Raw genomic sequence first — 24,029 nt, forward strand, 5'->3', positions numbered from 1 at the left:
AATAAAATGTTGAGCAAAATAAATCTTTTACTACTTATAAGCCTGCTGCTGGCCATTGTGGCCACCGGCTGGTTTTATCACCAGATGAATAACCGTGTGGGAGATATTTCGTTTAATAAAGAGCTGGATGATCCTGATTTTAGCCTTTGCAGTAACGAATATGTTTTGCAGGAGTATAATTCTTACGGAGTAGATTACAATGGCGGGGAAAGAGCGATCAAAAAGCAAATTCTGGAAGAATTGCAGCATGAAAATATCCATTTTGACCGGTCGGGCTTAATCACCTTTCGGTTTGTAGTGAATTGCAAAGGAGAGACCGGCCTTTTCAGGGCAAAATCGGTAAATGACGATCTGGAGGAAACAGCATTTGATCCGGAGAAAATAGAAAAGCTGCAAGCAGCCATTGCGAAACTTGACCAGTGGGAGCCGGGGGAAGGGGAAGACGAAAAGCTGAATAGCTATGCCCAGGTTCACTTCAAAATTGAAAACGGAAAAATCACCGATATTTTTTAAATCCTATGAAAAAGTTCTTCAAAGTATTAAAAGTGATTGTGACAGTGCTGCTGTTCAGCTACTCCCTGTGTTTTATCCTGCTGATGTTTGTAATGCCTAAGGAAGAAAGATTCAGTTTTGCCGGAAATATGCAGGGAATGCATCTCTCTCAAACCATGTTTAATTTTCTCACCTGGCAGCATCCCGATTATGCTGCTGCCTATTTTGAACAGTCGGTCGCCTTGAACAAGCGTGGGAAATACGCGGAAGGTTTCCGGTTGCTGGACAAGGCTGTGGAGCTGGATCCTAAAGCGCATCTTGGGTATCGCGGTTATATGAAACTCCGGTTTCTAAGAGATTACGATAATGCTTTGGCGGATTTCAACCGACTGGACCAGCTTACGCCCAACTTTGTGGATGCGCCCTGGGGTGAAGATATAGATTTTCTTAGAGGGGAAGCTTACTTCGGAAAAGCTGATTTCCGGAATGCAATTTCTGCTTTCAGCCGAAGCCTGGAAAACCTGGGAGAAGACTGGGCCGATGTACAGACGTTCGTGTACCTGGGGCTTTCTGAATATGAATTGGGCAAATATGAAAAAGCCATTGCAGAATTCCACCGAGCTTTGGAACAGGCAGGAGCTACTCCCGAAGCGCATCTGGGTCTGGCAAAAGCATATCAACAACGCGATAATTTTAAAAAGGCTGAAGAGCACGTTTTAAAGGCTGAAGAAAATTTGAATTACAAACGTGACGACGCCTACAAGGAATTTCTAAACGAAATTTATCTTCAGGATATTCTGGAGGTGAAAGAGGAGCTATCCAGACTGTAAAATATGATAGCTTCTTGTGAATCGGTTCAAAATCAAAATGACCATCTATGAAAAAAGCACTTCCATTTTTGTTTATGCTGTTGATCACCATCCCGGCGGCAGCGCAAACCTCTAAAGAATCCGATGAAGAACTTCTGAAAAATCTTATTGTAGATTCTTTTCAGGAAATTTTTTCCAATCTTAATCCGGGGACCCTTGGAACCTATTACACCGAAGATTTCCTGCTGCTGGAAAACGGGGAAGTCTGGGATATTGAAATGATTAAAAATTATATGAACAGGGCAGCACAGCAAAAGAATCAGCCTGAAAGAATCAATTCTTTTGAGTTTGTCGAGATTAAAATTGAAGGAAACATGGCCTGGATCGCCTATCACAACAAAGCCAGTTTTGAAAAAGATGGGGAAGTGGTAGGTGAGATGAACTGGCTGGAAAGCGCCACCGCCATTAAAACCGAAGAAGGCTGGAAGCTTCAGATGCTGCATTCCACGGTGGTGGAGAAGGAATGATAATTTTTGCGATAAATGGACCCTGAACTTCCGAAACTTCGGGATAGGGTGACGATTCTGATCATTAAAAGAGCGTCATGTTGGATTTATTTCAGCATCTTTGAATTAATCTTGCATATTATGAATAACAACAAACCCGAAGTCTGGCTGCGGGGTAGTTTGGCGAAGATTCCCGCCTTACTGCAACCTGCGGCACACGCATTGCTGCAGGCGAAGGAAGATGTGGAAAAATACACAACAGATTTTCCGGAGCAATTGCTTTGGGAGAAACCGGCGGGAAGGGCTTCCGTGGGATTTCATATGCAGCATCTCACTGGCGTGCTGGACAGAATGTTGACGTATGCAGCGGGAAAACCACTTTCTGAAACACAGTTTGAGTACCTGAAAAATGAAGGAAATCCTGAAACACATTCGAGTGTAAAATCATTAACGGAGCCTTTTAAATCCAAAATGGAAGAAGCTCTAAAGGTTATTGAAAATACACCCGAAGCCACATTAACAGAAAAAAGAACGGTGGGCAGAAAAAAACTTCCATCCACCGTCATAGGGCTCCTCTTCCATGCCGCCGAACACAGTCATCGGCACGTGGGTCAACTCCTCGTAACGGTGAGTGTGCTGAAGGAGGGAAACAGGTTTTAATTATAAAATTTCTGCAGCATTTTCAGCAGATCTAAAACGGCAAATTCTGAAGATCCACATTCCCGCCCGAAATAATAATTCCGACTTTCTTTCCGCGGAATTTTTCTTTTTCTCTTAAAACTCCGGCAAGGGCTACTGCACTGGAGGGTTCTGCAATTATCTTCATTCGTTCCCAGATCAATCGTAGTGCAGCGATGATTTCCTCTTCCTCCACCCGAATAATCTCCGAAACATGTTCCTTAATGATAGGGAAATTCTTGTCGCCTAATTGAGTTCTTAATCCGTCGGCTATGGTGTTGGCGCTCTCGTTGGTTTCAATGTTGCCGCTCTGGAGGGAACGGTAAGCGTCATCGGCTTCAAAGGGTTCGACTCCTAGGGTTTTGCATTTTTCTGAAATCAAGGAAACCGCCAATGCCGACCCGGCAATGAGTCCGCCGCCGCCCACCGGGGTCACTACATAATCCAGATCGGGATAATCCTGTAACAGCTCAAGGGCTGCAGTGCCCTGTCCGTAGATCACCTCCAGGTCATTCGAGGGATGTACAAAAGTAGCTCCGGTTTCTTCAATGATCTTTTTCGCTGCTTTTTCCCGGGCCGCAAGATTGGGAGCACACTGGGTGATCTTTCCGCCATAACCTTTTACGGCATCTTTCTTTACCTGCGGAGCAGAGGAGGGCATGACGATGTAGGCAGGAACACCAATATTTCTTGCCGCCAGTGAGACCGCCTGTGCAAAATTTCCGGAGGAATGTGTTACCACCCCTTTTTGTCGTTTTTCTTCTGAAAGTAGTAAAATGGCACTGGCCGCTCCTCTCATCTTAAAGGCCCCCATTTTCTGAAAGTTCTCACATTTAAAGAAAAGCTCTGCTCCCGAAATCTCATTCAGAAGTTTTGAAGTTAACACTGGTGTACGGTGAATGTAAGGCTGAATTCGTTGCAGTACTTCTTTTAGATCTGGATGTGAGCTCATAACAAAAGATTTTTAAAGCCGAAGATAAAACATTGATAAGATTATTATACAAATTCTGAGTTCTCTCTCAAATCTTTTCCACGCAAAGGACCGCAAAGATTAAAAGAGCAAAGTACCGCAAAGTTTTAAGTTTAAATTGGTTCCAAAGGAGCGTCACGCTCCGGAAATGCTCAGGAAATTCCAATTTTTAAACCCCAAATCCCAATTCAGTAAAAAAATATTAACTAAGACCAATCTACAATCTACAGTCTACCGTCTCAAGTCTAAAATCTCACATCTAATAATTAATACCCCTTTTCCTTATCCACTACTTTCTGCAGCTCTTCTTTGTTTTTCATTCGTTCATAATTTTCCAGTATTTGTGAGACGACCGATGAAGGTTTGGTCACACTTGCAATGTGCGGAGTAACCTGGATTTTTGGATGTTTCCAAAACGGGTGCTTTTCCGGCAGTGGTTCTTTCCGGAACACATCCAGTGCGGCACCCGAAAGGTGCCCGCTATCTATCATCTCGATCAGGTCATTCTCCACCAGGTGGTTTCCGCGGGCAACATTGATCAGAAATGCATTCTCAGGAAGTTTTTTGAAGAGATCTTTATTCAGGATATTTTCGGTATCGGGGGTTAATGGTAAAAGACAAATTAGAATATCACTTTCTGCCAGAAAAGGATCCAGTTCTTCCTGCCCGGCATAGATCTTTATATTCTCAAGATCCTTTTTCGAATTTGCCCAGCCGCTCACAGAAAATCCGTTTTCGGTTAGTTTTTTACTAACCGTGCTGCCGAGTTCCCCTATGCCCATGATGCCGATCTTTACCTCGTCGATTCGTTGATAGGTTTTTGGTTTCCATTCTTGTTGCTGTTCCAAATGATGGTGCAGGGATAGATTCCGAAGTTTATTTAGCACAAGTGCGAGCACAAATTCTGCCATGTCTTTGGCCAGCTGTTCGTCCACGATGCGGATGACTTTCACATTTTCCGGTAATTCAGGATCCTGCATAATATGATCTACTCCCGCTCCCATGGAGGCAATGACTTTTATATTCGGAAATTCTTTAAATACTCCCTGCGGATGATTCCATACCAGGGCATATTCCACTTCATTTTTATTACTGATATCCGGATAAACTTCCACCTCAATCTTTTTTTGATGCTCATTGAGGGTTTTTATCCAGGCATCGGGATTCCTGTCACTAATTATTGCTATAGACATTCACTTCTTTTTAATTTTAATTTACAAATGCGCTGTAACCGGTAATCGCCCGACCTACGATCAAGGAATTGATCTCTTTGGTGCCTTCGTAGCTGTAGATGGCTTCGGCATCGGCTACGAAACGCGCCACATCATACTCCAGTAGGATCCCATTACCGCCCAATACTTCCCGTGCCCGGCTTACCACATCACGGGTGCGCATGCTACAGAATACTTTTGCTAGAGAGGCATGTTCATCTTTAAGGATATCCTGATCCTGCAATTCTGAAAGTCTGAAAACCATCGTCTGCATGGCCGTTAAGTTGGAAAGCATTTCCACCAGGTGATTCTGGATCAACTGGTAGGATGCGATAGGCCGACCAAACTGCTCCCGTTTTTTAGTATATTTTAAAGCACTTTCATAGGCGCCACGGGCACATCCTACCGCCTGCCATGCCACTCCGGCGCGGGTCATTCTCAGTACTTTTGCGGTATCTTTAAATGAATTGGCATTTTGAAGTCGGTCGCTTTCCGGAACTTTACAGTCGGTCAATGTGATGAGGGCATTTTGCACAATCCGGAGCGCCATTTTATCTTCCATTTTTTCGGCTTTAAAGCCGGGATTACCTTTTCGTACGAGGAAACCTTTTACCTGGTTGGTGTCTTCATCTCTTGCCCAGATGATGATCACATCGGCAAAAGTGGCATTGCCAATCCATTTTTTCTGTCCGTTGATCACCCAGTTCTCTCCATCGAATTTACAGGTAGTTTCCATACCCCCGGCCACGCCCGATCCTACATTAGGTTCGGTAAGTCCAAAGGCTCCGATCTTTTCCAGTTTCTGCATTTTTGGCAGCCATTCCTGCTTTTGTTCCTCACTTCCGCAGAGATAGATGGAACCCATTGCGAGCCCACTGTGGACGCCAAAAAATGTGGAAATGGATACATCTACCCGGGCAATTTCCTGGGCGATGATCCCTTCCATGAGAAATGAAAGGTTTGGGCAGCCGTAGCCTTCATAAGGGACACCGGTAATATTGAGTTTGGCAAATTTCTCCACGATCTCAAAAGGAAATTTAGCCCTGTTCCAGTGATCGTTTACCAGGGGTCGTACCTCGTCTTCCATGAAATTACGCACCTTAAGCTGAAGTTCGCGTTGTTCTTCGGTCAGCTTCAGGTCCAGGTTGTAAAAATCACCGTCTATGGGAGGAAGGTCGCTTTGACCTTTTTTCCGTTTTGTTTTCAGCATTTTCATGAGCCCCTGTAATTGCCGTTCATCCAGAGATCCCAGGGCCTTCATTGCTTCAGTCAGATCAATTTGTTTCTGTATTTTTGCCAGTTGATCAAGATCAACACCTTTTAAAAGGTTGATGGTATTTTTTACTTTTCCGAAGAGAGACATAGGATTTTCTTTTGAATTTTATTAAAATTAGGGATTTTAAAATAACTTCCTGTTAAGGATATTAGAAGAAAACCACCCGATGCTGACAGCAGTAGATAAAATGATAAAACATGGATTTTTTTTAATGCTCTTTTGTTTTCTCAAAAAAGGACCTTTTTCTTGGAAAATAATCAGAACCTCAGTAAGTTAGATTTAAAAAAGTATGCAAAACATTTCCAGTAGCTCCAAATTTGCTCTAAACAAAGCCTGTGCAGAATTGAACAAAATATTGTTCATCTTCTTTTTTTGTTTGTTGTTTCTCCTGCCATCATCCTCGCAAGCACAGTTAATAGAACCAAACAGTGAAGCTCTTGAGTCTACGGGAGATGTCATTCTTGTTGCCTTACCAGCTACTGCCGCTCTTACTACCTTAATTCTTGAGGACAGGCAGGGATCATGGCAGTTTACCAAAGGCTTTCTAGTAAATGCAGGAGTTACGCTGGCTCTAAAATACGGAGTGAACAAGCGACGGCCTTTTAATAGTGGGGGACAGGCTTTTCCCTCGGGGCATACTTCCATTACCATGCAGGCAGCGTCATTTATCCATTTGAGGTATGGCTGGGAATATGGAATACCAGCGTATATGTTGGCGGGGCTTACGGCTTATAGCAGGATCAATGCGACCAGGCATGACGGCTGGGATGTACTTGCGGGCACCGTAGCCGGGATTGGAAGCAGCTTTTTATTCACAACACCTTACCAGCGGGAGCATATGGCGTTGACCTTTACCAGCTCTGAAGAGGAATTTATGGTTGGATTTATCTATAAGTTCTAGAAGGTCTATTCAGTAAACCCCTTTTTCTTCTGAAATTTTTGCAAATCTGAAAAAGCTTCTTGTTTTAAATTATTTTGTTCAGAAAAAGATGATTCTGATTCAATTTTATAGATAATCCTAAAGGTTCTGAAGTTATTTTTTAAATTGTAAAGTATTATAATTTCATGTTTCCAATTCTGTTAGCCATTAGGACGCTTTTTATGAAGTGTTGAAAATGTTTTAATCTGAAATTGTTTTAAACCAAAGTGATTCGACAACTCGATTACTAAGATATAAGGAGGAGTGATATAAAAGCTGTTCTCGAGGAAAACTTTTATTACCGGAAATAAAATTTAAAAGCAAAAACAATGAGCGAATATAGTTCCCGAAGAACATGGTGGCAACAGAATATGAAATGGTTTGTTCCGCTGGCCGGAGTGTTTATCCTGATCATAGGATTTTTTACCTTCACTATGTTTGGTGATCATTTCAACAATTTCGCACAGGCTTATGCCGAAGATGACCTGGTAGAAAATGCGGTTCAAAAAGCCGGAGAAGATCCGCGGGTAAGGGAGGTAGTAGGAGAAATAATGCCTGTGGATAAGATGGCTGTTCTAAATGGAGAAGTGCGTTATTCTGAAGATAATAATGCGGTAGAGATGACCATTAAGATCAACGGAACCAAAACAAGTGCAATGATGGATGTTGCCGCAGAGAGGGCTGGTGAACAATGGAAGTATCACAAGATCGATGTACGGATCAAGAATCCACCTGAAAAAAAGCAAACGATCCGGGTGTTGGCAGTATCAGAGTAATTTTGCTGCGAAAGACCACAGTGGTTTCAGAAAATAAGATCCTATGAAAAAATATATAGCCATCCTAAGAGGGATCAATGTCGGTGGAAAACGAAAGATCCTGATAAAGGATCTAAAGTTGCTGTTTGAACGTATGGGATTTTCCGAAGTTACCACGTACATTCAGAGTGGAAATGTGATTTTCTGCAGTAATAAAGAGCAGGAAAACTCTATCCTGGAGGAGGAATTGCAGGAGGCTATTTTTGAGACCTATGGATTTGAGGTGCCGGTAATTATAAGGACCCCGGAAGAGCTGAATAAAGCCATCTCTCAAAACCCTTTTTACCAGAAAGAGAATATAGATATCAAAAGGCTGCATCTCACTTTTCTTCGGGTTACCCCGGCAACCGAAGCCCTTGTGAAAACAGCCCGGGATGATCATTCCCCTGATGAATTCTTAGTTACGGGAAACCATGTTTTTATTTATTGTGCCGGGAAATATCACCAGTCAAAGCTTTCCAATAAATTCTTTGAGAGCAAACTAAAAATAGCAGCCACTACCCGTAACTGGAAGACCGTGCTGAAACTTCAGGAACTATCCTAAGATTAAATCAGTAGTGTTGTCTTCGGTTTCTAACAAAGTAATAATTCTTCCTGTTTTTTGCGTTTCGTGTATTTGTATCTGCAACTCGAATACTCCTCATTTCAGATTTAAAACTCATTATAGAGGACTAATTTTAAGAACCTTACCCTAAAGTTTAGTAAAAATTTATAGGGTTGTTTCTCCTTCAGGCAGATTGATAATTTTAATTTTATAGAAAAGGCCATTGTCAGTTGATGTAGAAAGTTTCGTTTGAAGCTATTTTTCAGAAGGAATCATATTCTGGCGGTCACAATCAATTTAAAAAAAGTAAATGATGAGAAACGAAGAAGGACAAATGAAAGATCCCCGGGACAAACATGAGCAGCCTCCATATCCTGAGCAGGAACAGCAGGTGCCTGGCAGCGAAAAAGAAATGAATCCAAAAGTGGATCATGGGGAAGAAACTTATAAAGGATCTGGGAAACTGGAAGGCAGGAATGCTATTATTACGGGAGGTGATTCTGGTATAGGAAGGGCTGTGGCCATAGCCTTTGCACGTGAGGGTGCCAACGTTTTGATCTCTTATCTCAAGGAACATGAAGATGCCGACAAAACAGCACAGTATGTGCGGGATGCAGGAAAGAAAGCTGTGCTTTTGGCAGGCGATGTGAGTGATGAAAACCATTGTAAAAAGATTGTGCAGCGGGCAGTGGAAGAATTTGGTCACATAGATATCCTGGTAAATAATGCCGCTTTTCAAATGGCACGAGAATCGTTACAGGATGTGTCTACCGAGGAATGGGATTACACTTTTAAAACCAATATTTACTCCATGTTCTGGTTGTGCAAAGCTGCAGAACCACACTTGAAGCCGGGAAGTACCATCGTGAATACTACTTCCATTAACGCTTATAAACCACATCCACAGTTGCTGGCTTACGCAGCGACAAAAGGAGCGATCCAGAATTTCACGGCTAATCTTGGGCAAAGCCTTGCAGGAAAAGGAATTAGGGTGAATTGTGTAGCTCCGGGACCCATCTGGACTCCGTTGATCCCATCCACCATGCCACAGGATCAGGTTAAATCTTTCGGAAAAGACACTCCTATTGGCAGGGCAGGCCAACCGGCAGAGCTTGCACCCATTTATGTGCTGCTAGCTTCTGAAGATTCCAGTTATATGACCGGCTCTACCGTGCAGGCTACAGGAGGAAGACCCACTATTTAAAATCGGCAGAAATGAAGAATGACAAGAACTATAATCACGGAAGAAGAAAATTTATAAAAGGAGTGGGACTTGCTACCGGGGGAGCTGCGTTAAGTTCCCCGCTTTTTTCTTTTATGTCGGCAGCAGCCGGAGACATTGGTAATCCCGCTAAAAAATTAGGGATTGCGCTGGTGGGATTAGGCCGTTACAGTACCAACCAGCTGGCACCGGCATTACAGGAAACAGAAAATTGTTATCTGGCAGGGATCGTTACCGGTTCTCCTGCCAAGGCAGAGGCATGGAAACAGCAGTATGATCTACCTGAAAAAAATATCTACAATTATAATAATTTTGATGAGATAGCCAGTAATGAGGATATCGACATAGTATACGTTGTACTGCCCATAGCCATGCATGCAGAATTTACCATACGTGCGGCCGAAGCTAAGAAACACGTGATCTGTGAGAAACCTATGGCCACCACTGCAGAGGAGGCGCAGCGAATGGTAGATGCCTGTAATACCAATGGAGTAAAACTTGCCATAGGGTACCGCCTCCATTTTGAACCTTTCAACAAACGGGTTATGGAACTGGGGCAGAATGAGATCTTCGGAAAAGTGCAAAGTATTAAAGCTGCAGACAGCAGTGATATGACCAGCGGCAGCCTTGATGTTTGGCGACTCGACAAAGAACGTGCAGGCGGCGGACCATTAATGGACCTGGGAATTTATTGTGTACAGGGAGCTGTCTACACAATGGGAAAACCACCTGTTGCAGTTAAAGCTAAATTTGGGGAGGTAACACATCCTGCTTATTTCCGGGATGTGGAACAATCGGTGAAATGGGAAATGGAATTTGAAGATGGGGTCGTTGCCGAATGCGAAACCAGTTATGCCGATCCCGAAGAGAAGAAGCTGCTGTACGGGGAGGCAGAAAACGGCTGGTGGAAACTTGATCCCGCGTATTCCTATGAAGGAAAAAAAGGGGAAACCAGCGAAGGGAAAATGGATTTTCCGAATGTTTACGAGCAGGTAAACCAAATGGATAGTCAGGCAGAAAGTTTCCGGAATAATCAGGAATCGATCGTGCCGGGCGAAATGGGCGTTCGGGATATGAAGATTCTCATGGCGATCTATGAGTCTGCTGAAAATGGTGGTAAAAGGGTGGAAATTCAGTATTAACTTCATTCTCTTCAGATCTTTAGTTGCAAACAAGAAGAGGCATTTATAAAAATAGTGTTAACTATTAAATTGTTAATTGTCAAACATTTAGCATGATGTATGTGGTGTAAAGATTCTGTCATTGTAACTTTAAAAGAATCATTTTACGAACTTTAAAAACTCAGAATATGGCAGCGAAAGATCAGGACAAGAAGGAAGAGTCTAAAAAGAAGAAATCTAGATCCGGAAAGAAAAAAGATAGCACTAAAGCGAAGAAATCTAAAGAGGTAAAGGAGCCTGCAGGTTCGAATGTTCAGCAGAATGAGGGGAATCAAGAAGGACATTCCTGGGGATCTCAGAAACCGCCCATTTCTGGCCCCGGAAGCCGTACGGTGCGGGTGAACAAAACCCAAAGCCGGGATGTACATTCAGAAGATTCTAAAAGTAGTTTTCTTACTTCTCTTAAAGTTAATAAAAACAAACTCCTCGGAATTGCAGGAGTAGTGGCCGGTGGAGCCCTGCTTTATACGGGAGCTAAAAAAGGAATATCCTTTTCGAAAAAAGGAGGTGAGATTGAACTCCATACGAAGCAAACAATCAAGAGGTCACGGAAAGAGCTTTATGCTTATTGGAAAAAATTGGAAAACCTCCCGAATTTCATGAGTCACATTCGGGAAATTGAAGAAATTGATGACCGAAGATCCAAATGGACAGCGGCAATTCCAGGGGGACTGGGAACGATAGAATGGGAAGCAGTCATCGAACAGGACCATGAAGATGAATATATTTCCTGGAGGTCAATCGCAGATGCCGATATCGAAAATTCTGGGGAGGTACAGTTTAAAGATGCACCCGCGGGAAAAGGTACTATTGTGGAAACTACAATTTTTTATCGCCCACCCGCAGGAAAAGTAGGGGATTACGCTGCAAAAATGCTGAACCCGGCTTTTGAGAAAACCGTTAAAAAGGACCTGAAGCAGTTCAAAAAACACATGGAAGAAGGAGGTGAGGAAAAGAGAAAGAGTAAACCGGCAGGAAAGATATTATACTAGAATACTATAATTTGTTGCATAAAGTCAGGAAATGAAAGAGGCTGAATTCTTTGTTGGGGATTCAGCCTCTTTTCTGTTTTTTGTTTTCCTTTTGGAGAAAGAATCTAAATTCCGAAAGCTTCCTTTACCCGGTCAACATAATCCAGTTTTTCCCAGGTGAATAATTCCACTTCTTTTTTTACTCTTCCATTATAAGGACTTTCAAAAATTTTGGTAACGGTTCTTGATTCTTTTCCCATATGCCCGTATGCTGCTGTTTCACGGTAAATAGGGTTTCTTAACTTAAGGCGTTTTTCAATGGCAGCAGGTCGCATATCAAAAATCTCGCCTACTTTCTTTGCAATTTCTCCGTCTTTCATGTCGACTTTAGAAGTTCCATAGGTCTCTACTGCAATAGAAGTTGGTTCCACGACGCCAATAGCGTAAGATACCTGTACCAGTACCTCGTCGGCTATTCCTGCAGCCACCAGGTTTTTAGCCACATGTCGTGAAGCATAAGCCGCAGATCTGTCTACTTTGCTTGGATCTTTTCCTGAAAATGCCCCACCCCCGTGTGCACCTTTTCCGCCGTATGTGTCTACAATAATTTTCCTTCCTGTAAGTCCGGTATCGCCGTGTGGACCACCAATTACAAACTTTCCGGTGGGATTGATATGATATTTTATTTCGTCGTTGAATAATTTTTGTACATATTCGGGAAGTTGTTCTTTCACCCTTGGAATAAGGATTTCCAGGATATCTTTTTTAATTTTGTTGAGCATCCTGTTGTCATCCTCATCAAATTCATCGTGCTGGGTGGACACAACTATTGCTACAATTCGCTGCGGAATATTGTCATCGTTGTATTCTATGGTTACCTGACTTTTAGAGTCTGGTCTTAGATAAGTAATATCTATATCTTCCCTTCTTAGTTTTGCAAGTTCTATCAGGATCTTATGGGAAATATCCAGTGCCAGCGGCATGTAGTTTTCGGTTTCATTAGTGGCATATCCAAACATCATTCCCTGGTCACCTGCGCCCTGTTCCTTATCCTCACGATCCACACCCTGAAAAATTTCCTGGGATTGCTCATGGATCAAAGAAATAACTCCGCAGGAATCCCCGCTAAACTTGTAGGCGCCTTTGGTGTAGCCGATATCATTAATAACTTCACGGGCGATATTCTGGACATCAAGATAAGTGTCACTTCTCACTTCCCCCGCAAGCACAACCTGTCCTGTAGTAACAAGGGTCTCACAAGCTACTTTCGATTTTTCATCAAAGGCAAGGAAATTATCTAAAAGAGTATCACTAATCTGGTCTGCAATTTTATCCGGGTGGCCCTCAGAAACACTCTCTGAAGTAAATAAATAAGCCATGCTTCTTGTTTTAAATTAAATTTCAGAATGGAAATTTTTGACGTGAAGCGCTAGAGGAGTTTTCACTGCTTTAGCATTTTTTAAGGGTTGCAATCAGTCAAATCATTCCCTGTAATAAATCAGGAGCAAATGTATAAAAATTACATTAAACCCTCCCTGCGGTTTAACTTCTTTTTCTCACTTAAATGGGAAAATCAGGAGTTGCAAGGGACACAAAAATTATAGTTTTCGATAGCCCTGATTTTTGGGCTGTTTCTGAAGAGAAAAAAACCTGAAAATAAAAAAAGCTTTTCCGAAGCTGTGATACTTCAGAAAAGCTTTTTTTAAGAGTTTAACCGAAAATGTTTAGTCAAAATTTTCGATAGTATTTTCTGCATCAGAGGTTGGGATGAAAATCTGGATCCCCAGGTTTAATCCTAACGAATTCTGGTAGTCTGTACTACCGGCACCAACAAGTCCGTTGTATTTTACACTGGCTTCCAGCGCTACTGATTCATTTAGAAACAGCGAATAACCGGGGCCAAATCCAAAAGCGAATCCGTTAGTGGTTTCTCCGTTAACCACATTGCTCCCCGCAATACCGGCCTGTGTTTCAAGGAAGAACTGCCCTGCAGGAACATCTCCTTCCAGATCAACATCCCCCGGACTTACATAAAATCTACTCAGGGCCTGTACACCATAAATAAATTCTTCAGAAGAGATTCCTTCTACTTCTGCAGATTTAAAATAACCAAGATTTACAACAGCACCAAGAAGAAAATTATCGGTTAGAAAATATCCCACTTTTGGACTAATTCCCACATTCCAGCCTGCACCATCATTAAGTCCAAATTCAAGACCTAACAATCCGCTTCCATTTGTATTTGTAATGCCGCTACCTATGTCTGTACCCAACATAATGTTGCCTTCCTCAATTTGAGCATTGGAAGTTCCAATTACTCCCAGCATTAAAAATGACGTTAAAAATAAAATTTTTCTCATAACACTAATTTTTAGATGATCCCTGAACTTTCAGGGAATAAATTTTTGGTAAAAGTAATTACTAGAGATTTTCCTGAAATAGATTTTAATAGTATTTAATATTACTTTCACGTATTGTGTTAAACGGAAGAGCCTATGGTATAACTGAGTTCAACATCTTAACAAATAGTATTTTACGATTCCTGAAAACCTCTTTTTAATGGGGGAATGAACCCTGGATTTCAAAAAAGTTTAAAATAAATTTGGTTTATAAAATTTTCTGTCGTTAACTTTGCTTCAGCCAAAACAAAGAAATGAACCAGGTAATTTGTAATATGATGCGTATGATGTGGAAAGCCTCCGCAGCGCGCTATATTGCATGATCCTGAAAAGATAAAATTGCAAAAAGCCGCTGCCACCGCAGCGGCTTTTTTTGTTTATAATTTTAGTCATTTCCGCGAAGGCGGAAATCAAAATAGAAATGTTCATTTCCGCAGCTTGTGCTGAAATTGTTTCCGTAAAGGCGGAAATCCGGAGAGAATATTAATAACGGTCACGGCGAGCGGAGTGGAGACGTCAAATAAAGAATAAAAATGATTACAACAACAGCAATAGGAATTATGATGTGTGGAATGATGAGCATGTGTATGTGTATGATGATGCGCACACCGCAACCCTATTGCCAGAAAATCAGGATTTAGTTTAGTTTTATAAAGTTCAATTCTAAAAATCCCTTTGGCAATACAGTCAGAGGGATTTTTTTTGATCTAAACTTTACAACCTAATTACCGAAAGACCACAGAAACAAAAATAAACCACAACCTTTTAAACTTAAATTATGAGCAGTCAAAAATTCGCAACAAACGCATTACACGCAGGACATGATGTAGCCGCTAACGGAGGAACAAGAGCAGTTCCTATTTACCAGTCTACTTCTTACGTGTTCAAAAATTCAGATCATGCTGCCAATCTTTTTTCACTGGCAGAACCGGGATATATCTACACCCGCATCAATAACCCTACAAACGATGTGCTGGAGCAACGGCTTGCAGCCCTTGAAGGAGGGATTGCTGCTGTGGTAACAGCTTCGGGTACTGCTGCTACCAACACCGCTTTATTAACTTTACTTAAACAAGGCGATCATATTGTAGCTTCCAGCAGCCTCTATGGCGGGACCTACAACTTACTAAGTGTGACTTTACCACGTTTTGGCATCACCACTACTTTTGTAGATCCTTCAGATCCTGAGAATTTTCAAAAAGCCGCTAAAGAGAATACCCGTGTTTTCTTTATTGAATCGCTGGGGAATCCAAAGCTTGATGTACTGGATATTGAAGGCATTTCAAAATATGCCAAAGAACATAAAGTACCCTTATTTGTAGATAATACAGTGGCAACTTCTGCACTGGTAAAACCCATAGAGCACGGGGCAGATATTGTTATTCATTCCCTTACCAAATACGTGAACGGAAACGGAACTGCACTGGGTGGAGCCATTATTGATGCCGGAAAATTTAATTGGGCCAACGGGAAATTTCCCGAATTCACCGAACCTTCTCCGGGCTACCACGGATTAGTTTACCATGATGCTTTGGAAGAAGCAGCTTTTATTGCAAAAGTACGGGTGGAAGGCCTTCGGGATCATGGGGCGGCTTTGAGTCCGTTTAATGCTTTCCAGATTATACAGGGACTGGAGACTCTGGAGATCAGGATCAAAAAACATAGTGAAAATGCGCTGGAACTGGCAAAGTGGCTTGAAGAACAACCTGAAGTGAAATGGGTGAATTATCCGGGGCTGGAAAGCAGTAAGTATTACGAGCTCGCGAAGAAATACCTGCATAACGGGCAAAGCGGAGTCCTCACCTTTGGGGTGGAAGGCGGATTTGAATCGGCTAAAGTGGTGGCCGATGAAACAAAGGTCTTCTCTCTCCTGGCAAATATAGGAGATACAAAATCCCTCATCATCCATCCTGCAAGTACCACCCATCAGCAATTGAGCGATGAACAGCAGGAATCAACCGGAGTGACTAAAGATCTTATCAGGCTTTCTGTAGGATTGGAGGACATTGATGATCTCAAAAATGATTTAAAAGAAGCATTTTCAAAAATCGCTAAAAAAGTACTTGATTAATTTAGTTAGTGTTGGTTGTGTGTAGCAACGGGAAGGTTGATGCCAGCTTCCTTCCTGTTGCTTTAATTAAGAAAAAAAAGAAAATATGCTTCAGGAAATAATTATCCCCGAGTTCAGGAATTCTGCCGGTACGGTTCAAAAAATCGCATTAACCTATCAGGTTTTTGGGCAGCCACTGGGAACGGCTCCCATAGTTTTGGTGAATCATTCCCTTACCGGAAATTCCCAGATTACAGGAGAGCAGGGATGGTGGAACAGTATTGTGGGACCTAAAAAATGTCTTGACACAGAGATTTTCAGCATAATCTGTTTTAATATTCCGGGAAATGGATACGATGATAAAAAGGAGCATCTTATTCATAACTACAGGGAATTTACTTTGCAGGACATAGCTAGAACTTTCCAGACAGGACTCAAAGAATTAGGAATAACAAAGCTTTTTGCTGCGGTAGGCGGTTCTATTGGTGGCGCATTGGTTTGGGAACTGGCAGCCTTGCAACCCGATCTTATTGAAAACCTGGTACCGATCGCGACCGATTATAAAGCGACCGATTGGGTGCTGGCACATTGCAAAGTTCAGGATCAGATTTTGAATAATTCTGTGACACCTGTGCAGGATGCCCGGCAACATGCCATGACTTTTTACCGTACGCCGCAATCCTTTACTCAGAAATTCCGGCGCACCAAAAATGAAGTGAGCCTGGAATTCAATATTCACAGCTGGTTGTCGCATCACGGCGAGAAACTGGAAAAGAGGTTTCAGCTGGCGTCTTATAAGTTGATGAACCATTTGTTAACTACCATAGATATAAGCGGCGGCACCGGAAATTACCTGGATACCGCCGCAAAAATTGAGGGGAATATACATATTGTAACCATAGATTCCGACTGGTTTTTTCTCGCAGAGGAGAACTGGGAGACCTATGTGGAGCTTTCGCTCATCAAGAATAATATTAGCATAAATGAAATAAAATCAATTCACGGGCACGATGCTTTTTTAATTGAAAACAGGCAGTTGTCCAGGTTCTTAAAACCAATATTTCAACAGGAAAAACTTAAAAATGAAGAAAATAAATATCGTACTCTTTGGAACGGGTAACGTTGGAAGTACTGTAATAAACCAGGTATTGGCAGCGAGGGAAAAGTTGCAGCAGGAGGAGAATCTGGAGCTGAACATCCCGGTAATCGCAAATTCCACCACAGCTTTTTTTGTGAAGCAAACTGTGAATCGGTCGTGGGAAACCAACTTTTCAGCATCCGGTTTTCCTTATAAGATTTCAGATGTGATTGATTACGTAACACAACAGGGATATGAAAATCTGGTAGCGATAGACGCAACGGCCAGTGAATCCTTTGTAGATCATTACAAATTGTTGATAGAGCAGGGTTTTCATGTGGTGGCAGCAAATAAAGTGGCAAATACGCTGTCTTCTGAATTTTATGAAGATCTTAGAAAGTCGCTCCGAAAAAACGGGAAGTTTTTCTATTATGAAACGAATGTTGGTGCAGGATTGCCCATCATTCAGACGTTGCATGGGCTGTATCAGGCAGGGGAGGAGATCACCAGGGTACGCGGAGTCTTTTCAGGATCTTTGAGTTACATTTTCAATACTTTTTCTGAAGAAAGTAAGTCTTTTTCAGAAGTACTGACAGAAGCAGAGAAAAAGGGTTTGACCGAACCCGATCCAAGGGTAGATCTTTCCGGAAAAGATGTAGGTCGAAAATTACTGATCCTTGCCCGGGAGCTGAAACTTAAAAAAGAGCTTTCAGAAATTAATATTCAAGATCTCGTCCCGAAGCATTTAAACGGTAAAAGTTCACTGAAAAATTTTCAACTGAAAAAACACGAACTCGACGGAGATCTTGAAAAGCTTAAAGCTGATTTAGAAGAGGATGAGGTGATACGACATGTTGGGGAACTGGAAATCGCCACCGGAAACCTGGAGGTGAAACTGGTGAAAGAGAAAAGAACTTCTGCTTTTGGCAGCCTTAAAAATGCCGACTCCTCCTTTGAAATTTATACAGAAAGTTATGGTGAGCAGCCTTTGGTAATACAGGGGGCTGGCGCAGGAGCTGCGGTTACTGCACGGGGAGTGGTTGCAGATATTTTAAGGCTTTCAGAAAGATTAAATTAATTTGGTTAAGGGAATAGAAAAAGGCGAATTCAAATCTTTTATTATAAATTAGGCAACTTATAAATACCAATAACAACCACTATGCATATTGAAACTGAAGCAATAAGAACTCAAATGGAACGATCACAGTACTCGGAGCATTCATCTCCGGTGTATCTTACTTCCAGTTATGTTTTTGATGATGCCGAGGAGATGAGGGCTTCCTTTTCCGAAGAGAAAGAACGGAACATTTACAGCAGATTTTCCAATCCCAATACTTCTGAATTTATTGAGAAGATAGCGGTGATGGAAGGTGCAGAGGCAGGTTATGCTTTTGCTACAGGAATGTCGGCTGTATTTTCAACACTGGCGGCACTGCTCAACAGTGGGGATCATATTGTATCTGCCAGATCTATTTTCGGGTCCACGCATAGTCTGTTTACAAAGTATTTACCAAAATGGAATATCACGCACAGTTATTTCAGCGTAAATGAACCTGAAAAAATAGAAGAACTGATCAAACCCGAAACCAAAGTGATTTTTGCTGAAACCCCTACTAATCCGGGAGTGGATATTCTGGATCTTGAACACCTGGGGAAGATTGCAAAGAACCATAACATCCTTCTGATCATTGACAACTGCTTTGCAACGCCATATCTACAGAATCCGATTAAATACGGAGCAGATCTGGTGATCCATTCGGCTACAAAATTGATTGACGGGCAGGGCCGGGTGCTGGGTGGAGTAACCGTGGGAAGTTCAGAATTGATTAGGGAGATCTATTTATTTTCCAGAAATACAGGTCCGGCGTTGTCTCCGTTTAATGCGTGGATCCTTTCAAAGAGCCTGGAGACGCTTCCGGTGAGGCTTGACAGGCACTGCGAAAATGCTTTAAAGGTGGCTGAATTCCTGGAGCAGGAAACAAATGCTGAGAATGTGAAATATCCTTTTTTGAGATCTCATCCGCAGTATGAAATTGCAAAAAAGCAAATGAAAGCAGGCGGGAATATTATTTCGTTTGAAATAAAAGGAGGTGTTGAAGCCGGAAGGAAATTTATTGATGGTGTGCAGCTTTGTTCCAGGTCTGCCAATCTTGGAGACACCCGTACTATTGTTACGCATCCAGCTTCGACCACACATAGCAAACTAAAAGAGGAAGAGCGATTGGAAGCCGGCATCAAACCGGGATTAATAAGAATTTCAGTAGGTCTGGAACATGTGGAGGATATCATCAATGACCTTAAGCAGGCATTGAATACCTAAATCCTGGTCCTTTGTTTTTGTTTCTTGGTTTGTTCCTGAATTCTTGCAGCGAAGCGGTCCTTGTTATGAGAGGGCAGTTATGATTTATTAATTATCTTCGCTCTATGCTTTCAAAAAAGACCAAATACGGAATCAAAGCCCTGGCTTACATTGCAAAAAAGCCGGAAAGAAAACCGGTTCAAACTGCCGAAATTGCAAAGAGTGAGAATATTTCCCAGAAGTTCCTGGAGAGTATCCTGCTCCTTTTAAGAAAATCGGGGTATCTGGGATCAAAGAAAGGAAAAGGTGGCGGATATTATTTGATCAAGGAACCTAAAGATATCCAGATGACCAACGTAATAAGGGTGCTGGAAGGTCCTATTGCAATGTTGCCTTGTGTAAGCCTCAATTATTATGAAAAATGTGAGGATTGCCCCGATGAAGAGAGCTGTTCTGTCCACACTTTGATGATACAGGTGCGTGACAGCACATTGAAAGTGCTGGGAGACAACACACTTGCAGATATTGCAATGAAAGAAGAGTCTTAAGAGAATAAAATGTTAAATATTATAATTTAAGCTCCTGAATAGGAACTTTTACAAGAATGAAACTTACTTTTGTTATAAAACCTAGTTACCCGATAGGATAATAGAATTATTGACTATGATATTAGACCAGGCCAAAACAAAAACAAATTATAATCAGGACAGTACTTCCGAGAAACCTCTTAGGAGTATAGCCAAGACAATAAGTTGGCGAATAGTGGGTACGTTGGATACAATAGGGATTTCCTGGTTGTTGACAGGAGAAGTAGAAACAGCTTTAGCCATAGGATCTGTTGAGCTGGTGACGAAGATGATCCTGTATTTTGGTCATGAACGTTTATGGAATAAAATAAAATTTGGGAGGAAATAATATGAAAAGGTACACAGAACAAGAATTACAGGTACTAAACCGGCAGCTACAGGGAATACCACCTGCAGAAATTATTCAGTGGTTGATCTACAAAAGTGAAAGTCCGGTGGTGACTACCAATTTCAGACCTTATGAAGCAGCAATTCTACATGCCTGTGCGAAAGTGGAGCCAAATATCAAGGTAATCTGGTGTGATACCGGTTATAATACGCCGCAAACATACCGCCACGCTAAAGAAGTGATAGAAAAGCTAAGCCTTAATGTGAAGCTTTATGTTCCCAAAGAAACGGCAGCATTTAGAGATGCTATTTTTGGCGGAATTCCGCAGGTTGATAATCCGCAGCACGAAGAATTCACCCGGCAGGTAAAACTGGAGCCATTCCAGAGAGCTATGAAACAGGAAAAACCCGATGTGTGGTTCACTAATCTAAGAAAAGGTCAAACCACTTTCAGGGATAGTATCGGGGTGCTGAGTTACAGTAAAGACGGCATTTTGAAGGTGAGTCCGTTTTATCACTGGAGTGATGAAAAACTGGATGAGTACCTGAAAAAAAATGAGCTCCCCAATGAATTTAAATATTTTGATCCCACAAAAGTCCTTGAAAACAGGGAATGTGGATTACACGCTTAATCAACAAGAATTCATCAAAAATGAGATTGTTTAAAAAGTCCTTTTTATGTTAATATGAATTTGTTTCAGGTTCCAATAAACACAGAGGAATAGGATTCTGAAATGAATTCAGAATGACGTTTAAAAAATTTCCATAAAAATATATTTCTGGCAAGGTGATAGCCTCAAGGAAACCAAATAACAAGAAGAAGTATGCAAAGTTTCAGAACCGAATTAGAAAATCCTGTTGTTGAAAAAGACATCATTGATTTAGAGAAAAAGATACGGTTGTTTCGTGAAGGAAAGGCCGATGAAGAAAAATTCCGAAGCTTAAGACTTGCCCGCGGGATTTACGGTCAGCGCCAGCCGGGCGTTCAGATGGTGCGAATAAAACTGCCTTTTGGAAAGGTAACGTCAGAGCAGCTGAAAAGGATTTCCGATGTTTCTGATGAATATTCTACCGGAAGATTACACATTACCACAAGACAGGACATCCAGATCCACCACGTGAGCCTGGACAGGACTCCTGAACTTTGGTCACAACTTGAAAAGGATGATATCACCCTTCGCGAAGCCTGTGGAAACACCGTGCGGAATGTCACAGCTTCCGAAACAGCGGGGATCGATGAGAATGAACCTTTTGATGTATCACCCTATGCGCATGCTACTTTTCAGTTTTTCCTTCGGAATCCTATCTGCCAGGAAATGGGTAGAAAATTTAAAATTTCATTCTCTTCTTCAGAGGAGGATACGGCACTGAGTTATATTCATGATTTAGGATTCATAGCTAAACTGAAGGAAGGGAAACGCGGATTCAAAGTGATGCTCGGCGGCGGACTTGGTTCCCAGCCCAGACATGCCGATGAATTGTATGACTTCATTGAAGCCGAAAAAATCATCCCTCTTATAGAAGGAGTTTTGAGGGTTTTTGACCGTCACGGCGAAAGAGCCAAAAGGATGAAAGCTAGAATGAAATACCTGATAAAAGATATCGGAAAAGATGCTTTTATGGACCTTGTTGCCGAGCAGCAAACCGCTCTTTCAAAGAAGGAACCCGATTTTGAGATCGAAAGATTCCAAGCCGCTCCTCCTTTGCAGGAGGTTGAAGTTCCTGCAGTACAAATTGAGGATGAGAAAGAGTATGAAATCTGGAAAAACACGAATGTAATTCCGCAGAAACAGGAAGGATTATATGCGATTGGAATAAGGGTAAAACTTGGGGATTTTTATACCCCCGAAGCACGAAAACTGGCAGACCTTATTAAAAAATATGCCGGAAACGAGCTGAGGTTTACCCTTAGGCAGGATATTTTGCTGCGTCACGTGCGAGAGGATTTGCTTCCGTTCTTTTACTCTGAATTGAAGAAAATCGGTTTTGCCGAAACAGGATATAACAAAACCGTAGATATCACTGCCTGCCCGGGAACAGATACCTGTAACCTTGGGATTGCCAGCAGCATGGGCGCTGCAGATGTATTAGAAGATGTTTTGAAAGCAGAATATCCGCAGTTTGTAAATGGGCGCGATATCACGATAAAAATCAGTGGGTGTATGAATGCCTGTGGACAGCACAATATGGCTGAAATTGGTTTCCAGGGAATGTCTATTAAAGTCGGGAAGACGGTGGCTCCTGCACTTCAGGTGTTGCTGGGCGGCGGAACTTTAGGCAACGGAGAAGGCCGATTTGCAGATAAAGTGGTGAAAGTGCCAAGTAAACGTGGGCCTGAAGCCTTGAGGTTTTTGCTGAACGATTTTGAAGCGAACGCTGCTTCCGAAGAAAAATTCATTCATTATTATGACCGGCAGGGAAAAACCTATTTCTACGATCTGCTGAAAGACCTTACAGATATTACAAATCTTTCAGAAAGTGATTTTATTGACTGGGGCCATGAGAAACCTTACATCAAAGCAGTTGGGGTGGGGGAATGCGCCGGAGTGGTGATAGACCTTATTGCGACCTTGCTTTTTGAAAGTGAAGAAAAAATTGATAATGCAAAAGATGCGCTGGAACAGGGAGCATGGGCAGATAGTATTTATCATTCCTATACGTCAATTGTAAATTCTGCCAAGGCGTTATTGCTGGCAGATGATGTGAAAACAAATACCCAGGCTGGAATCATAGCCCAGTTTGATGAACTTTTTGTAGACACTCATAAAATTGAACTTTCAACTTCCTTCAAAGATTTTGCATATCAGTTGAACGAGAATGAGCCTACAGAAGCTTTTGCAAAAAAATATTTAGAAGATGCGCAATTATTCCTGAAAAGGGTTGATGCATTTAGAACGAAGGAGGTACAACATGTATAATTCACCAAAATTAAGCGTAGTAGGAGCAGGGCCGGGCGATCCCGAGTTGATCACGATCAAAGCTGTGAATACGTTGAAGTCGGCCAATGTGGTGCTATACGATGCCCTTATCAACAGGGAATTACTGGATCATGCACCGCAGGCAGAGCATATCTATGTTGGAAAAAGGAAAGATAAACATCGGTATTCCCAGGATGAGATTAATGAGCTGATCGTGAAATATGCCAGTGAACGCGGACATGTTGTCCGTTTAAAAGGCGGCGACCCTTTTATCTTCGGGCGTGGTTCTGAAGAAATTGATTATGCCAGGAGCGAAGGATTGGAAACAGCAGTGGTATCAGGGATTACCTCGTCTATTGCAGTGCCGGCCAATGCTGGAATTCCATTGACAAAAAGAGGGATTTCTGAAAGTTTCTGGGTCATCACCGGAACTACGACAGAACGAAAACTTTCTGAAGACGTTCGGTTAGCAGCACAATCTACCGCAACAGTTGTGATCCTGATGGGAATGGGAAAACTGAATGAGATAGTGGATATTTTCAGTCACTTCGGAAAAGAAGATACACCGGTTGGTATCATCCAGAATGGTACTACAGTCAATGAAAAATCAGGTTTTGGAACTATCCGGAATATTGAAAATGTTGTTTCCGAACAAAAACTTACTTCTCCGGCAATTATCGTAATCGGGGAGGTGGTAAATGAAAGGAATAAATTCGAGGCGGTCTTTAGTGAAGTGCAGGCTCTTTCCCGGGTGGAAATTCCGAAGTTTTGAATTTT

At 42.0% G+C, this 24,029-nt stretch carries 24 protein-coding genes; 19 read left to right on the plus strand and 5 right to left on the minus strand.

Going from position 1 to position 24,029, the window contains the following annotated elements:
* Positions 1–9 precede the first annotated feature (9 nt).
* The 4 genes from IE056_RS02450 (at position 10) to IE056_RS02465 (ending at position 2,467) form a co-directional block, all read left to right on the plus strand.
* Entirely contained in the window at positions 10–513 is a 504-nt protein-coding gene (locus IE056_RS02450) for a hypothetical protein (protein WP_189603022.1), read from the plus strand.
* Positions 514–518: 5 nt separating this feature from the next.
* Positions 519–1,322 carry a tetratricopeptide repeat protein gene (locus IE056_RS02455; RefSeq protein WP_189603023.1) on the plus strand — a complete coding sequence of 268 codons (804 nt, stop codon included), beginning with the start codon at positions 519–521 and terminating at the stop codon, positions 1,320–1,322.
* A gap of 47 nt (positions 1,323–1,369) precedes the next feature.
* Positions 1,370–1,828, plus strand: coding sequence for a nuclear transport factor 2 family protein (locus IE056_RS02460; RefSeq protein WP_189603024.1), 459 nt, complete (start codon positions 1,370–1,372; stop codon positions 1,826–1,828).
* Positions 1,829–1,948: 120 nt separating this feature from the next.
* Positions 1,949–2,467 carry a DinB family protein gene (locus IE056_RS02465; protein ID WP_189603025.1) on the plus strand — a complete coding sequence of 173 codons (519 nt, stop codon included), beginning with the start codon at positions 1,949–1,951 and terminating at the stop codon, positions 2,465–2,467.
* Between the two features lie 31 nt (positions 2,468–2,498).
* Here IE056_RS02465 and IE056_RS02470 read toward each other — a convergent pair whose 3' ends face one another.
* The 3 genes from IE056_RS02470 to IE056_RS02480 all read right to left on the minus strand — a co-directional run bounded on the left by IE056_RS02470 (position 2,499) and on the right by IE056_RS02480 (position 6,029).
* Positions 2,499–3,437, minus strand: a complete 939-nt coding sequence (locus tag IE056_RS02470; protein ID WP_189603026.1) for a pyridoxal-phosphate dependent enzyme — start codon at positions 3,435–3,437, stop codon at positions 2,499–2,501.
* Between the two features lie 284 nt (positions 3,438–3,721).
* A complete protein-coding gene (locus IE056_RS02475; protein ID WP_189603027.1) occupies positions 3,722–4,648 on the minus strand; it encodes a 2-hydroxyacid dehydrogenase in 927 nt (308 codons plus the stop codon).
* Between the two features lie 16 nt (positions 4,649–4,664).
* Positions 4,665–6,029 carry an acyl-CoA dehydrogenase family protein gene (locus IE056_RS02480; RefSeq protein ID WP_189603028.1) on the minus strand — a complete coding sequence of 455 codons (1,365 nt, stop codon included), beginning with the start codon at positions 6,027–6,029 and terminating at the stop codon, positions 4,665–4,667.
* Positions 6,030–6,231: 202 nt separating this feature from the next.
* Between IE056_RS02480 and IE056_RS02485 the strand changes: the two genes are divergently transcribed.
* The 6 genes from IE056_RS02485 to IE056_RS02510 all read left to right on the plus strand — a co-directional run bounded on the left by IE056_RS02485 (position 6,232) and on the right by IE056_RS02510 (position 11,615).
* Positions 6,232–6,843, plus strand: a complete 612-nt coding sequence (locus tag IE056_RS02485; RefSeq protein ID WP_189603029.1) for a phosphatase PAP2 family protein — start codon at positions 6,232–6,234, stop codon at positions 6,841–6,843.
* A 347-nt stretch (positions 6,844–7,190) separates the two neighbouring features.
* Entirely contained in the window at positions 7,191–7,637 is a 447-nt protein-coding gene (locus IE056_RS02490; protein ID WP_189603030.1) for a cytochrome c oxidase assembly factor Coa1 family protein, read from the plus strand.
* Between the two features lie 43 nt (positions 7,638–7,680).
* Complete coding sequence (locus IE056_RS02495; RefSeq protein WP_189603031.1) at positions 7,681–8,220, plus strand: DUF1697 domain-containing protein; 540 nt, start codon at positions 7,681–7,683, stop codon at positions 8,218–8,220.
* Between the two features lie 313 nt (positions 8,221–8,533).
* Positions 8,534–9,424, plus strand: coding sequence for an SDR family oxidoreductase (locus IE056_RS02500; protein WP_189603032.1), 891 nt, complete (start codon positions 8,534–8,536; stop codon positions 9,422–9,424).
* An 11-nt stretch (positions 9,425–9,435) separates the two neighbouring features.
* Positions 9,436–10,584 (plus strand): Gfo/Idh/MocA family protein, encoded by a 1,149-nt coding sequence (locus IE056_RS02505; RefSeq protein WP_189603033.1) that lies wholly within the window; start codon positions 9,436–9,438, stop codon positions 10,582–10,584.
* 167 nt (positions 10,585–10,751) lie between these two features.
* Positions 10,752–11,615 (plus strand): SRPBCC family protein, encoded by an 864-nt coding sequence (locus IE056_RS02510; protein ID WP_189603034.1) that lies wholly within the window; start codon positions 10,752–10,754, stop codon positions 11,613–11,615.
* Positions 11,616–11,719: 104 nt separating this feature from the next.
* Here IE056_RS02510 and metK read toward each other — a convergent pair whose 3' ends face one another.
* Positions 11,720–12,973 carry a methionine adenosyltransferase gene (metK, locus tag IE056_RS02515; protein ID WP_189603035.1) on the minus strand — a complete coding sequence of 418 codons (1,254 nt, stop codon included), beginning with the start codon at positions 12,971–12,973 and terminating at the stop codon, positions 11,720–11,722.
* Between the two features lie 345 nt (positions 12,974–13,318).
* Positions 13,319–13,954: a hypothetical protein gene (locus IE056_RS02520; protein WP_189603036.1), complete on the minus strand. Its 636-nt coding sequence runs from the start codon at positions 13,952–13,954 to the stop codon at positions 13,319–13,321.
* An 817-nt stretch (positions 13,955–14,771) separates the two neighbouring features.
* On the opposite strand from IE056_RS02520, the gene IE056_RS02525 reads away from it, so the two are divergent.
* The 9 genes from IE056_RS02525 to cobA all read left to right on the plus strand — a co-directional run bounded on the left by IE056_RS02525 (position 14,772) and on the right by cobA (position 24,024).
* Positions 14,772–16,064, plus strand: a complete 1,293-nt coding sequence (locus tag IE056_RS02525; protein ID WP_189603037.1) for an O-acetylhomoserine aminocarboxypropyltransferase/cysteine synthase family protein — start codon at positions 14,772–14,774, stop codon at positions 16,062–16,064.
* Between the two features lie 85 nt (positions 16,065–16,149).
* Positions 16,150–17,163: an alpha/beta fold hydrolase gene (locus IE056_RS02530; RefSeq protein WP_189603038.1), complete on the plus strand. Its 1,014-nt coding sequence runs from the start codon at positions 16,150–16,152 to the stop codon at positions 17,161–17,163.
* Complete coding sequence (locus IE056_RS02535) at positions 17,126–18,199, plus strand: homoserine dehydrogenase family protein (protein WP_189603039.1); 1,074 nt, start codon at positions 17,126–17,128, stop codon at positions 18,197–18,199. The genes IE056_RS02530 and IE056_RS02535 overlap by 38 nt, the downstream gene beginning before the upstream one ends.
* 81 nt (positions 18,200–18,280) lie before the next feature.
* Positions 18,281–19,441, plus strand: a complete 1,161-nt coding sequence (locus tag IE056_RS02540; RefSeq protein ID WP_189603040.1) for a trans-sulfuration enzyme family protein — start codon at positions 18,281–18,283, stop codon at positions 19,439–19,441.
* A gap of 104 nt (positions 19,442–19,545) precedes the next feature.
* Positions 19,546–19,968: an RrF2 family transcriptional regulator gene (locus IE056_RS02545; protein ID WP_189603041.1), complete on the plus strand. Its 423-nt coding sequence runs from the start codon at positions 19,546–19,548 to the stop codon at positions 19,966–19,968.
* 115 nt (positions 19,969–20,083) lie between these two features.
* Entirely contained in the window at positions 20,084–20,335 is a 252-nt protein-coding gene (locus IE056_RS02550) for a DUF2061 domain-containing protein (RefSeq protein ID WP_189603042.1), read from the plus strand.
* A 1-nt stretch (position 20,336) separates the two neighbouring features.
* Entirely contained in the window at positions 20,337–20,966 is a 630-nt protein-coding gene (locus tag IE056_RS02555; RefSeq protein ID WP_189603043.1) for a phosphoadenosine phosphosulfate reductase domain-containing protein, read from the plus strand.
* A 192-nt stretch (positions 20,967–21,158) separates the two neighbouring features.
* Complete coding sequence (locus IE056_RS02560; protein WP_189603044.1) at positions 21,159–23,252, plus strand: ferredoxin-like domain-containing protein; 2,094 nt, start codon at positions 21,159–21,161, stop codon at positions 23,250–23,252.
* The gene (gene cobA, locus IE056_RS02565; RefSeq protein WP_229793630.1) at positions 23,218–24,024 is read left to right on the plus strand and encodes a uroporphyrinogen-III C-methyltransferase; all 807 of its coding nucleotides are present in this window, start codon (positions 23,218–23,220) and stop codon (positions 24,022–24,024) included. Before IE056_RS02560 ends, cobA begins: the two co-directional genes overlap by 35 nt.
* Positions 24,025–24,029: the final 5 nt, after the last annotated feature.

Origin of the sequence: Salinimicrobium marinum (genome assembly GCF_014651535.1) — a bacterium.
Taxonomy (GTDB): domain Bacteria; phylum Bacteroidota; class Bacteroidia; order Flavobacteriales; family Flavobacteriaceae; genus Salinimicrobium; species Salinimicrobium marinum.

What these genes read in the sequence shown, in the direction of transcription:
- IE056_RS02455 (WP_189603023.1), top strand. Translation starts at nt 519, where the DNA reads ATGAAAAAGTTCTTCAAAGTATTAAAAGTGATTGTGACAGTGCTGCTG.
- IE056_RS02460 (WP_189603024.1), top strand. Translation starts at nt 1,370, where the DNA reads ATGAAAAAAGCACTTCCATTTTTGTTTATGCTGTTGATCACCATCCCG.
- IE056_RS02465 (WP_189603025.1), top strand. Translation starts at nt 1,949, where the DNA reads ATGAATAACAACAAACCCGAAGTCTGGCTGCGGGGTAGTTTGGCGAAG.
- IE056_RS02470 (WP_189603026.1), bottom strand. Translation starts at nt 3,437, where the DNA reads ATGAGCTCACATCCAGATCTAAAAGAAGTACTGCAACGAATTCAGCCT.
- IE056_RS02475 (WP_189603027.1), bottom strand. Translation starts at nt 4,648, where the DNA reads ATGTCTATAGCAATAATTAGTGACAGGAATCCCGATGCCTGGATAAAA.
- IE056_RS02480 (WP_189603028.1), bottom strand. Translation starts at nt 6,029, where the DNA reads ATGTCTCTCTTCGGAAAAGTAAAAAATACCATCAACCTTTTAAAAGGT.
- IE056_RS02485 (WP_189603029.1), top strand. Translation starts at nt 6,232, where the DNA reads ATGCAAAACATTTCCAGTAGCTCCAAATTTGCTCTAAACAAAGCCTGT.
- IE056_RS02490 (WP_189603030.1), top strand. Translation starts at nt 7,191, where the DNA reads ATGAGCGAATATAGTTCCCGAAGAACATGGTGGCAACAGAATATGAAA.
- IE056_RS02495 (WP_189603031.1), top strand. Translation starts at nt 7,681, where the DNA reads ATGAAAAAATATATAGCCATCCTAAGAGGGATCAATGTCGGTGGAAAA.
- IE056_RS02500 (WP_189603032.1), top strand. Translation starts at nt 8,534, where the DNA reads ATGAGAAACGAAGAAGGACAAATGAAAGATCCCCGGGACAAACATGAG.
- IE056_RS02505 (WP_189603033.1), top strand. Translation starts at nt 9,436, where the DNA reads ATGAAGAATGACAAGAACTATAATCACGGAAGAAGAAAATTTATAAAA.
- IE056_RS02510 (WP_189603034.1), top strand. Translation starts at nt 10,752, where the DNA reads ATGGCAGCGAAAGATCAGGACAAGAAGGAAGAGTCTAAAAAGAAGAAA.
- metK (WP_189603035.1), bottom strand. Translation starts at nt 12,973, where the DNA reads ATGGCTTATTTATTTACTTCAGAGAGTGTTTCTGAGGGCCACCCGGAT.
- IE056_RS02520 (WP_189603036.1), bottom strand. Translation starts at nt 13,954, where the DNA reads ATGAGAAAAATTTTATTTTTAACGTCATTTTTAATGCTGGGAGTAATT.
- IE056_RS02525 (WP_189603037.1), top strand. Translation starts at nt 14,772, where the DNA reads ATGAGCAGTCAAAAATTCGCAACAAACGCATTACACGCAGGACATGAT.
- IE056_RS02530 (WP_189603038.1), top strand. Translation starts at nt 16,150, where the DNA reads ATGCTTCAGGAAATAATTATCCCCGAGTTCAGGAATTCTGCCGGTACG.
- IE056_RS02535 (WP_189603039.1), top strand. Translation starts at nt 17,126, where the DNA reads ATGAAGAAAATAAATATCGTACTCTTTGGAACGGGTAACGTTGGAAGT.
- IE056_RS02540 (WP_189603040.1), top strand. Translation starts at nt 18,281, where the DNA reads ATGCATATTGAAACTGAAGCAATAAGAACTCAAATGGAACGATCACAG.
- IE056_RS02545 (WP_189603041.1), top strand. Translation starts at nt 19,546, where the DNA reads ATGCTTTCAAAAAAGACCAAATACGGAATCAAAGCCCTGGCTTACATT.
- IE056_RS02550 (WP_189603042.1), top strand. Translation starts at nt 20,084, where the DNA reads ATGATATTAGACCAGGCCAAAACAAAAACAAATTATAATCAGGACAGT.
- IE056_RS02555 (WP_189603043.1), top strand. Translation starts at nt 20,337, where the DNA reads ATGAAAAGGTACACAGAACAAGAATTACAGGTACTAAACCGGCAGCTA.
- IE056_RS02560 (WP_189603044.1), top strand. Translation starts at nt 21,159, where the DNA reads ATGCAAAGTTTCAGAACCGAATTAGAAAATCCTGTTGTTGAAAAAGAC.
- cobA (WP_229793630.1), top strand. Translation starts at nt 23,218, where the DNA reads ATGCATTTAGAACGAAGGAGGTACAACATGTATAATTCACCAAAATTA.